This is a genomic window from Lysobacter enzymogenes, assembly GCF_017168095.1.
Lineage (GTDB): Bacteria > Pseudomonadota > Gammaproteobacteria > Xanthomonadales > Xanthomonadaceae > Lysobacter > Lysobacter enzymogenes_D.
The window spans coordinates 1-9,792 of sequence record NZ_LXSD01000246.1 but is presented as its reverse complement, the minus strand read 5'-3'; the positions used below and the strand labels follow the sequence as shown (position 1 = coordinate 9,792).

General features: G+C 71.4%; 10 protein-coding genes. 7 read left to right on the top strand and 3 right to left on the bottom strand.

The features are described 5' to 3' along the window. Positions 1-135 precede the first annotated feature (135 nt). The 5 genes from A7A76_RS06715 (at position 136) to A7A76_RS06700 (ending at position 4,911) form a co-directional block, all read left to right on the top strand. Positions 136-1,278 carry a sensor histidine kinase gene (locus A7A76_RS06715; protein WP_206410462.1) on the top strand — a complete coding sequence of 381 codons (1,143 nt, stop codon included), beginning with the start codon at positions 136-138 and terminating at the stop codon, positions 1,276-1,278. Continuing rightward, entirely contained in the window at positions 1,275-2,042 is a 768-nt protein-coding gene (locus A7A76_RS06710) for a LytR/AlgR family response regulator transcription factor (RefSeq protein WP_206410461.1), read from the top strand. The genes A7A76_RS06715 and A7A76_RS06710 overlap by 4 nt, the downstream gene beginning before the upstream one ends. Before the next feature lie 241 nt (positions 2,043-2,283). Further along, entirely contained in the window at positions 2,284-2,412 is a 129-nt protein-coding gene (locus tag A7A76_RS25825; RefSeq protein WP_277425788.1) for a hypothetical protein, read from the top strand. 334 nt (positions 2,413-2,746) lie between these two features. Beyond that, entirely contained in the window at positions 2,747-3,457 is a 711-nt protein-coding gene (locus A7A76_RS06705; RefSeq protein ID WP_206410463.1) for an MtnX-like HAD-IB family phosphatase, read from the top strand. Next, positions 3,454-4,911 (top strand): aspartate aminotransferase family protein, encoded by a 1,458-nt coding sequence (locus tag A7A76_RS06700; RefSeq protein ID WP_206410460.1) that lies wholly within the window; start codon positions 3,454-3,456, stop codon positions 4,909-4,911. Before A7A76_RS06705 ends, A7A76_RS06700 begins: the two co-directional genes overlap by 4 nt. Positions 4,912-5,148: 237 nt before the next feature. Here A7A76_RS06700 and A7A76_RS06695 read toward each other — a convergent pair whose 3' ends face one another. Beyond that, positions 5,149-6,363, bottom strand: coding sequence for a beta-ketoacyl-[acyl-carrier-protein] synthase family protein (locus A7A76_RS06695; protein WP_206410459.1), 1,215 nt, complete (start codon positions 6,361-6,363; stop codon positions 5,149-5,151). Positions 6,364-6,429: 66 nt separating this feature from the next. Then, complete coding sequence (locus A7A76_RS06690; RefSeq protein WP_206410458.1) at positions 6,430-6,696, bottom strand: acyl carrier protein; 267 nt, start codon at positions 6,694-6,696, stop codon at positions 6,430-6,432. Between the two features lie 113 nt (positions 6,697-6,809). On the opposite strand from A7A76_RS06690, the gene A7A76_RS06685 reads away from it, so the two are divergent. Both A7A76_RS06685 and A7A76_RS06680 read left to right on the top strand, forming a co-directional pair. Beyond that, positions 6,810-7,925 (top strand): peptidogalycan biosysnthesis protein, encoded by a 1,116-nt coding sequence (locus A7A76_RS06685; RefSeq protein ID WP_206410457.1) that lies wholly within the window; start codon positions 6,810-6,812, stop codon positions 7,923-7,925. After that, positions 7,906-8,808 carry an arginase family protein gene (locus tag A7A76_RS06680; RefSeq protein WP_206410456.1) on the top strand — a complete coding sequence of 301 codons (903 nt, stop codon included), beginning with the start codon at positions 7,906-7,908 and terminating at the stop codon, positions 8,806-8,808. Before A7A76_RS06685 ends, A7A76_RS06680 begins: the two co-directional genes overlap by 20 nt. Positions 8,809-8,975: 167 nt before the next feature. Here the strand turns inward: A7A76_RS06680 and A7A76_RS06675 are convergent. Beyond that, positions 8,976-9,792, bottom strand: an 817-nt coding sequence (locus A7A76_RS06675; protein WP_206410455.1) for a DegT/DnrJ/EryC1/StrS family aminotransferase, incomplete at its 5' end; no start/stop codon positions are given.

Sequence of the window (9,792 nt, the reverse complement as noted above, 5' to 3'; positions counted from 1 at the left end):
GGCGACGGCGCGCGCGGCCAGCGCGGCGGGACGAATCGTCGCCGCGGCGGGACGGATCGTCGCCGCCGGCGCCCGCGCTTTGCCGCGCGCCTGGCCGCGCTTACGATGCCGGCCAAGCGATTGCGGGCCGCGCCGATGCAGATCCAGTTGGGCGACACTTCCATCGGCCTGGGCCGCTACCTCAGCTTGTGGGCGGTGGTGGCGCTGGCCTTCGCCGTGCAGCACATGCTGTTCGACGCGGTGGTCGGCCCCGAGGTGTGGTCGCCGTTCGACTATCTTCGCTGGTCGCTGATCCAGTGGTTCACCTGGGCCGCGCTGGCGCCGTGGGTGTTCCGCTTGTCGGCGCGGCATCCGATCCGCCCGCCGCTGCGCCTGCGCGGACTCGGCCGGCAGGCGCTGCTGAGCGTCGGCGTGACCGCGCTGGCGCTGGCGATCGGCTCGGCGGTATCGACCTTGTTCGAACCCAGCGGCTTCGGCCAGCAGCTGGTGTATTTCGTCGGCCAGCACGCCGCCACCGGTCTGCTGACGTATTGGGCGCTGCTGGCGATCCAGCACTCGCTGCACTTTCGCGCCGAGCAAAGCCGGCGCGAGCTGGAAGCCAGCCGGCTCGCGCGCGAGCTGGCGCAGTCGCGCCTGCAGGTGCTCAAGACCCAGTTGCAGCCGCACTTCCTGTTCAACACCCTGCACGCCATCGTGACCCTGCTCGACGAGGACCAGCGTTCGGCCGAGGACATGCTGCTGCGCCTGAGCGAACTGCTGCGCGCGTTCCTGGAGGATTACGACGGCCAGGAGATTTCGCTGCGGCGCGAGCTGGACTTGCTGGAGCTGTACCTGGGCATCCAGCGCAAGCGCTTCCAGGACCGCCTGGATGCGCGCATCTACGCCGATCCCGAAGCGCTGGACTGCGCGGTGCCGAGCCTGCTGCTGCAGCCGCTGGTGGAGAACGCGATCCGCCACGGCATCGGCCGCCGGGTCGGCGCCGACCGGGTCGAGATCGAATGCCGGCGCGAGGACGGCGAGCTGCGCATCGAAGTGCGCAACCGCAACAGCGAACTCACCCCGGGCGAAAGCGCGCAGGGCCACGGCATCGGCCTGTCCAACACCCGCCTGCGCCTGCGCGAGCTGTACGGCGAGCGCGCGCAGCTGCGCCTGGACGCGCTGTGGCCGCAGGGCGTGGCCTGCCGCATCGCGCTGCCGGCGCGCGACATCGACGAAGAGGTGGAGATCGCCGCCGGCGAAGCCGCGCCGTCCGCCGACGCCGGAGCCGCGCGCGCATGAGTCCGGGCGTGCTGGTGGTCGACGACGAGCCGCTGGCGCGGCTGGCCATCGTCCGCCTGCTGCGCGAAGACCCGCAGTTGCGCCTGCTCGGCGAATGCGGCGACGGCGCCAGCGCGGTGCGCGCGATCGCGCAGCTGCGGCCCGACCTGGTGTTCCTCGACATCCAGATGCCGGCGATGACCGGCCTGGACGTGATCGCCGCGGTCGGCGAGGCGCGCATGCCGGCCACGGTGTTCGTCACCGCCTACGAGCAGTACGCGGTGCGCGCGTTCGAAGCCAACGCGGTCGATTACCTGGTCAAACCGTTCAGCCGCGAACGCTTCGCCGCCACCGTGCAGCGCGCCAAGCTGCGCTTGGCCGCGCAGGCCGGGCTCGGTAGCCAGATCCTGCAGGCGCTGGACGCGCTGCGGCAGAAGCACGAGCACCTGCAGCGCATTCCGGTGCGCGACGGCGAGGAGGTGGTGTTGATCGCGGTCGAGGACATCGTCTGGATCAAGGCCAACCGCAACACCGTGCAGATCCACGCCGGCGGCCGCGTGCACGAGCTGCGCGAAACCCTGAGCGCGCTGGCCGCGCGTCTGGACCCGCGCGATTTCGCCCGCGTGCACCGCTCGGCGATCGTCAACGTGCGCCGGGTACGCAGCATCCAGCCGTGGTTCAACGGCTATCACGTGGTGACGATGGACGATGGGCAGCGGTTGCGCATGAGCCGCTATCAGCATGAAAGCTTTCTGCGGCTGGCGACGGTGCGCGGGGACGAGTAGCGGGGCGGTTGGCGCGGGCGTTCGACGGGGGTGCGGCAGGCGCGGTGGCGCGGTCGCGGCTTGCGCCGCTCCTGCAGGGGGCGCAGGTAGGGCGTCGCGTGCGAACGCTCGTGCGCCGCGGCGGTGAGCGGGAGTGAGCAAGCGTTTCGATGTGCATCGCGCCACGCTTCGCGCTTGACCGGCGTCGGCGACGCGTTCGCGCTCAGGCGCTATCGTCCTGGCGACACGGACGAGGTCGCGCATGAACGAACGCAGGTTCACCTGGATCGCCGTGTTCGCGACCTGCCTGCTGTCCGCGCTGGCGATGGTCGCGGCTTATCTGGGCATCGGCTGGTTCCACGACTTCATGTTCGGCCTCGACCGCGGCTGAGCCGCGCGCTCACTCGCGGATCGGCAACGTCCGCGGCGCGCACCATCCGGCGCGATGCGAAGCGGCCGCCTGCGGAGCGGGAGGCGGCAACAGCGTTTTGTTCATGAGTCCGAACCCGAACGGCGGGGAGCGCGCCGTCGCGGCGGGCGGCGGCGCGTGCGGCCCAGGGTGGCGACGCCAGGGCGGGACGCGGTCGGACTGCGATGGCAGGGCGATGACCGCGCCGCCCTGCGCGGCTGAACGCCGCGGCCGCCGCCTGCGCCCGGCGAAAGGGCTGCGAAAGGAAAGCCCCCTAGGCTGCGGCCAACGACTATCCGCAGGACCGCGCATGAGCCTGGGCTGGAACATCCTTTGCGATTTCGACGGCACCATCGCGTTGCAGGACGTGACCGATGCCGTGTTGGTGCGTTACGCCCGGCCCGGCTGGGAGCTGATCGAAGCGGCGTGGAAGGCCGGCCGCATCACCTCGCGCGAGTGCATGGGCCAGCAGGTCGCCCTGCTCGATGCCGGCCGCGACGAGCTCGACGCCCTGCTCGACGGCATCCGCATCGATCCGGCGTTCCCCGAATTCGTGCGCGCCGCGCACGCCGCCGGCTGCCGCCTGACCGTGGTCAGCGACGGCCTGGATTACGCGATCGAACGCATCCTCGCCCGCCACGGCCTCGGCCCGCTGCCGGTGATCGCCAACCGCCTGGTCGCCGACGGCGAACGCGGCTGGCGCCTGGATTTCCCGCATTCGCGCGAGGACTGCCGGGTCGGCAGCGGCACCTGCAAATGCGCGGTCGCCGCGACCGCGCCGCCGCGCCTGCGCAACCTGCTGATCGGCGACGGCCAGTCGGATTTCTGCGTCGCCGCGCGCGCCGATTACGTCTTCGCCAAAGCCAAATTGATCGAACACTGCCGCCAGCAGCGCATCGCCCATGCGCCGATCGGCGGCTTCCTGGAAGCCTTGGCGCTGCTGCCGAGCCTGCTCGACGGCTTGCTGGATACGCCGCGCGAAACCGTCTCCGTCCTCCCCCTCCCCTCCCGGGCTAGCACTCCATGACCCACTCCGCCCTGCTCGCCGACGACGCGGCTTTCCGCGACGCCGCCGCCCCCGCCACCGACCTGTCCGACGCCGCCGCGCCGGGTTCCGACGCCGCGCTGCTCGCCGACGAAGAAACCTGGTGCTCGTTCGGCGACACCGTGCATTACAGCGACCCGCCGAAGATCTTCACCGGCGCCGACGGCAGCTATCTGTACGACTCGGCCGGCACCGAATTCCTCGATCTGCAGATGTGGTACTCGGCGGTCAACTTCGGTTACCGCAATCCGCGCCTGAACGAGGTGCTCAAGCGCCAGATCGACACCCTACCGCAGGTCGCCAGCCAGTACCTGCACCCGACCAAGATCGAGCTGGCCAAGACCATCGCGGTCGACGCGCAGAACAAGTGGGGCCGCAAGGGCCGCGTCCACTTCAACGTCGGCGGCGCGCAGTCGGTCGAGGATTCGCTCAAGCTGGTGCGCAACGCCAGCGGCGGCAAGAGCCTGATGTTCGCCTTCGAAGGCGGCTACCACGGCCGCACCCTCGGCGCGTCGGCGATCACTTCGTCGTATCGCTATCGTCGCCGCTACGGCCATTTCGACCGCGCCCAGTTCATCGAATTCCCGTACCACTTCCGCGGCCCCAAGGGCATGAGCAAGGAAGAGTACGGCGAGCACTGCGTGGCCAAGTTCGAGCGCCTGTTCGAGACCGAATACAACGGCGTGTGGGATCCCAAGGTCGGCCAGTGCGAGTACGCCGCGTTCTATGTCGAGCCGATCCAGGGCACCGGCGGCTATGTGATTCCGCCGCCGAACTTCTTCACCGGCCTCAAGCGCGTGCTCGACAAGTACGGCATCTTGCTGGTCGTCGACGAAATCCAGATGGGCTTCTTCCGCACCGGCAAGCTGTGGTCGATCGAGCATTTCGGCGTGCAGCCCGACGTGCTGGTGTTCGGCAAGGCGCTGACCAACGGCCTCAACCCGCTCGCCGGCATCTGGGCGCGCGAGGAACTGATCAACCCGACCGTGTTCCCGCCGGGCTCGACCCATTCGACCTTCGCCTCCAATCCGCTCGGCACCGCCGTGGGCCTGGAGACGATGAAGATGTTGGCCGAAGGCGATTACGAGAACCGGGTGATGCGCGCCGGCGCGCACTTCCTGGCCGGGCTGAAGGATCTGCAGACGCGCCATCCGGAAATCGGCGACGTCGACGGCCTGGGCCTGGCGCTGCGTGCGGAGATCTGCGAAGCCGACGGCTTCACTCCGAACAAGAAGCTGCTCGACCGCATGTGCGACATCGGCCTGGCCGGCGAGCTGGAGCACAACGGCAAGAAGATGGGCCTGGTGCTGGACGTCGGCGGCTATTACAAGAACGTGATCACCCTGGCGCCGTCGCTGCATATCTCCGGCGCCGAGATCGACCAGGCGCTGGCGCTGCTGGACCAGGTGCTGACCCGCGCCAAGCGCTCGCTGTAAGCGCTCGCGATGGCCGCGGCGACCGTGTTTCCTCGTTCACCGGTCGCCGCGGCGGTTGCGTCGCAGCGTAGGGGCGCGCGGCCCTCACCCTCGCTCGCTTTGCTCGCATTTCCCTCTCCCGCTACGCGGGGTGAGCGGTCGCGCTTGCGAGCCATTGGCTCGCGCGACCGCGAACGCCCGAACGCTCTGCATTCGGGCCGGGGGGGCGACGTTACCCCCCCGTTCAACGCACCACCCTCAGCGCAAGCTGCGCACCACCACCACCGCGTTCAACCCGCCGAACGCGAACGAGTTCGACATCACCGCGCCGACCTTGGCCTCGCGCGCCACGTTGGGCACGTAGTCGAGGTCGCACTGCGGGTCCGGGTCGAGGAAGTTCGCCGTCGGCGGCACCATCTGCTCGCGCAGCGCGCCGAGCGCGGCGACCATCTCCAGCGCGCCGGACGCGCCGAGCGCGTGGCCGTGCACGGCCTTGGTCGAGCTGATCGGGATCACCCCGGCCAGCGCGCCGTAGGTCTCGCGGATCGCCCGGGTTTCGCTGGGGTCGTTGGCCGGCGTGGCGGTGCCGTGGGCGTTGATGTAGCCGACCTGCTCCAGCGGCAGCTGCGCGTCCTTGAGCGCGCGGCGCATCGCCGCGACCGCGCCGGCCTGCGACGGCAGGACCAGGTCGCTGGCGTCGGCCGACAGGCCCGCGCCGGCCAGTTCGGCCAGGATCTGCGCGCCGCGGCGGCGCGCGTGCTCATACTCTTCCAGCACGAAGATCGCCGCGCCCTCGCCGAGCACCAGCCCGCGCCGCTGCAGGCAGAACGGCCGGCAGGTGTCGTCGGCCAGCACCCGCATCGCTTCCCAGGCCTTGGTCAGGCCCAGGGTGATGCAGGCCTCGGCGCCGCCGGCCAGGGCCACGTCGGCGCTGCCGGCGCGGATGGTCTGCAGCGCCTGGGCGAAGGCGTGGTTGGACGAGGCGCAGGCGCTGACCACGCCGAACGCCGGGCCGGTCAGGCCGAATTCGATGCTCAGCTGGCAGGCCGGCGCGTTGGCCATCACCCGCACGATGGTGAAGGGATGCACGCGCGGGTTGTTGTCGCCGTAGAGCCGGCGGAAGGCCTCGTCGTGGCTGGTCTCGCCGCCCACGCCGGTGCCGACGATGACCGCGCTGCGCTCGCGCAGGTCGCCCTGGTCGAAGTCGATGCCGGACTGGCGCACCGCCTCGCGCGCGGCGATCAGCGCGAACTGCGAGGTGCGGTCGAGCATCGGCAGGCGCTTGTCGTCGAAGTGCCGGGCCGGATCGTAGTCGCGCACTTCGGCGGCGACCTTGGCCCGCAGCTTCTCGGCCGGCACGGCCTGGATCGGGCCGATGCCGCTGCGGCCGGCGAGCATTTCGCGCCAGGTCTCGGCCGCGGTGTGGCCGAGCGCGCCGATCGCGCCCATGCCGGTGATGACTACTCTGCGCATCCGGGTCTCCGGCGGACGATGTCGGTACTGTATCCCGGTTCGCGTCTGAATTCGGCTTGCCGCCGTTCAGGCCGCGCCGGGGGCCGCGGCGGCGCCGTCGAGCGCCTGCTGCAACGCGGTCAACAGGCCCTGGACCGAGTCGGTGTCGAAGTTGGGATCGCGGTCGGGCAGGGTCACGCCGAAGTGCTCTTCGATCTCGAAGATGGTCTCGATCGCGGTCAGCGAGTCGACGCCGAGATCCTTGAGCGTGGACTGCGGGGTGATCGTCGCCACATCGATGCCGCTTTGCTTGGCGATGATCTCGTACAACTGCCGTTCGACGGATTCGTTCATGCTGACGCTCCTGGTGTCGCTTGCGGGGGCTCGCGTTCGGCGGGCCGGGCCCGGCGCGCGACGCGGCCGGGCCGGCCCTGCCCATGCCGGACTCTAGCCGGCCAACCTTGCACATGTCTTTCGTGACCCGACTCGAACCCGAGCGCCTGCTCGGCCATTTCCTGGCCCACCCGCCCGAAGGCTTCGCGGCGGAGATGGCCGGCGGCGGCCTGCCCGCCTTCACCGCCCCGTTCGACCTGCTGACCACGGCCGAACCCGAGCTGCTGCAGCGGCTGGCGCGCTGGCCGGGTCAGTCGCTGTGGCGGCCGTGGCTGCGCCTGCGCACCCGCTTCATCGGCGCGACCAACACCGAATACCTGTGGCTGCCGCCGCTGCCCGGCGCCGGCGACGCCGCCGCGCTGGCGCAACGCCTGCGCCGCGAGCAGGGCCGGCGCTGCGCGCTGCTGATCGTCAAGGACCTGCCCGACGAGTCGCCGCTGCTGCCGCCGGAGGCCAACCGCCAGGCCGCGGCATTCGCCCGCGCGCTGGCCGCGGAAGGCTTCGTGCTGCTGGAAGGCCAGGCCCTGGCCTGGGTGCCGATCGATTTCGATTCCATCGACGCCTACCTGGCGCGGCTCTCGCGCGGCCGCCGCCGCGACCTGCGCCGCAAGCTGCGCTCGCGCGCGGACCTGAGCGTGGAAACGCTGGCCGCCGGCGCGCCCGTATTCGACGACGAGGCGACCATCGACGCGTTCTACGCGCTGTACCTCAACGTCTACGCGCAAAGCGAGATCCATTTCGACCGGCTCAGCCGCGATTACTTCCGCGCCTTGTTGCGCGACGGCGACAGCGGCGGCGTGGTGTTCGTGTACCGGCACCAGGGCGAGATGATCGGCTGGAACCTGTGCTACGAGCACGCCGGCATGTTGGTCGACAAGTACATCGGCCTGCTCTATCCGCAGGCGCGCGAACACAACCTGTACGCGCTGAGCTGGTTCGAGAACCTGGAGTACGCGCTGCGCCGCAATCTCGACGCGTACGTGGCCGGCTGGACCGACCCGCAGGTCAAGCGCCAGCTCGGCGCGCGCTTCGCCTTCACCCGCCACGCGGTGTACGCGCGCAATCCGCTGCTGCGCGCGATTCTGCGCCGGGTGTCGACCTTGTTCGAATCCGACCGCAGCGTGCTGGAAACGGCCGCCTCGCCCGACGCCGACCCACAGGAGAACGCCGATGCCGCCGGTCGCGCCTGATTCGCCGCTATCGATCGATGCGGCGTCCGCGCCGGTGGTGCTCGACCTCGACGCCTCGGTCGGCGCCCTGCCCGGCGCGCTGCGCCTGGACCTGCGCGACTGGCACGACCGCCTGCGCTTCGCCTGCTCGCAGCGCGCGCTGGCGCGCTTCGGCGAAACGCTCGACGCCGCGCTGCCGGCGCGGCACGGCTGCGTGTTCCTCGGCAGCGGCGATTTCCATCACCTCAGCCTGCCGCTGATGCGCCGCGCCGCGCGCGCGCACGGCCGCCTGCAGGTGGTGGTGTTCGACAACCACCCCGACAACATGCGCTTCCCGCTGGCGGTGCATTGCGGCTCGTGGGTGTCGCGGGTGGCCGCGCTGCCGCAGGTCGCGCGCGTGCACGTGGTCGGCATCACCTCGGCCGACATCGGCCTGGGCCACGCCTGGGAAAACCGGCTGCGGCCGCTGTACCGCGGCAAGCTGCGCTACTGGTCCAGCCAGGTCGCGGTGGGCTGGGCGCGGCTGCTCGGCCTGGGCGCGGCGGTGCGCGCGCACGCCAGCGTCGACGCCGCGCTGCAGGCGTTCCTGGCCGAGATCGAACGCGACGGCGACCCGATCTACCTCAGCGTCGACAAGGACGTGCTGCGCCCGGAAGACGCGATGACCAACTGGGACCAGGGCCTGATGCGCGCCGACGCGCTGCTGGCCGCGGTGGCACGGCTGCGCCCGCGCATCGTCGCCAGCGACGTCACCGGCGAGATTTCCATCGCCGCGTATCCGCAGTGGTGGAAGCGCGCGCTGGCCGCGGCCGACGGCCAGAGCGCGCCGGACGCGGATGCGCTGCGGCTGTGGCAGGCGCAGCAGCATCGGGTCAACCTGCGGCTGCTCGCGGCGCTGGGCTGAGACGGCGACGGGCGAGTTGACGCAGGCGATTCATTGGCGCGGTCGCGGCTTGCGCCGCTCCTACAGGGGCTTCGGCCAGTTGCGTTGGCGGCTGTAGGAGCGACGCGAGTCGCGACCGCGAATCCGCAACCACGCCGAAACCCGAGCATGCCGCGAACGACGACGCCTCAGCCGCGCCCGCCTCGGCAACTTTCGGCCAACACCGCCGCGATCCGCGCGAACGCCTCGTCGTCGAGCCATTCGCTGTTGCCGATGGCGAGCACGCGCGCGGCGAAATCGGCGGCGTTGGGCGCCGGCGTTTGCGGCACGGTGCCGCGCAGGTAGTCGTAATCCGGCAGCGCGCGCACGAACGGCCAGGACACGCCCAGGCCCGCGCCCCACAGCCGCGCCAGGGCGGCGTCGCGCGCGGCCGGGTCGGCGAACAGCAGGGTCAGGGTCGGCCAGGTGCCGCGCTCGCCGCGGCGGTCGCCGAGCACCTGCACGCCCTCGATCCCGCGCAGCTGCGCGCTGCGCGCCAGCGCGCGCTGGCGTGCGGCGTCGAGGAACGCCGGCAGGCGCGCGGCGGCGCGCGCGCCGATGTTCCGGCGCCACGCGCTGACCCGGTGCAACGGAATGCTCAGCGGGAAACCGTCCTGCGCCGCGGCCATGTCGTCGCCGCGGCGCAGCGCCTGCCGCAGCGGCCGCCCGTACACCCAGCGCAGGCCGCGCGGGCCGTAGAACGCGGCGTAGCCGATCAGCTCGGCGCAGCGGCGCAGCTCCCACGCCGGCGAGTTCGGCAGCAGTTGCGGCGCGAGCTCGGCGATGCCGGCGCGCAGCGCCGGATCGTGCGCGATCAGCGCGCCGCCTTCGAAAATGCTCAAGCCCTTGCCGGCGGCGAGGCTGAGCAGGCCCAGGTCGCCGGCCGCGCCGGCCGGGGTGCCGTCGGCGTGGCGCGCGCCCAGCGCCTGCGCGGCGTCTTCGATCACCCAGGCGCCGGCGGCGCGC

Bases quoted from the DNA above. Each gene is read 5' to 3' on its own strand.
- A7A76_RS06690 (WP_206410458.1), bottom strand. From the start codon at position 6,696: ATGAACGAATCCGTCGAACGGCAGTTGTACGAGATCATCGCCAAGCAA.
- A7A76_RS06700 (WP_206410460.1), top strand. From the start codon at position 3,454: ATGACCCACTCCGCCCTGCTCGCCGACGACGCGGCTTTCCGCGACGCC.
- A7A76_RS06710 (WP_206410461.1), top strand. From the start codon at position 1,275: ATGAGTCCGGGCGTGCTGGTGGTCGACGACGAGCCGCTGGCGCGGCTG.
- A7A76_RS06680 (WP_206410456.1), top strand. From the start codon at position 7,906: ATGCCGCCGGTCGCGCCTGATTCGCCGCTATCGATCGATGCGGCGTCC.
- A7A76_RS06695 (WP_206410459.1), bottom strand. From the start codon at position 6,363: ATGCGCAGAGTAGTCATCACCGGCATGGGCGCGATCGGCGCGCTCGGC.
- A7A76_RS06715 (WP_206410462.1), top strand. From the start codon at position 136: ATGCAGATCCAGTTGGGCGACACTTCCATCGGCCTGGGCCGCTACCTC.
- A7A76_RS25825 (WP_277425788.1), top strand. From the start codon at position 2,284: ATGAACGAACGCAGGTTCACCTGGATCGCCGTGTTCGCGACCTGCCTG.
- A7A76_RS06685 (WP_206410457.1), top strand. From the start codon at position 6,810: ATGTCTTTCGTGACCCGACTCGAACCCGAGCGCCTGCTCGGCCATTTC.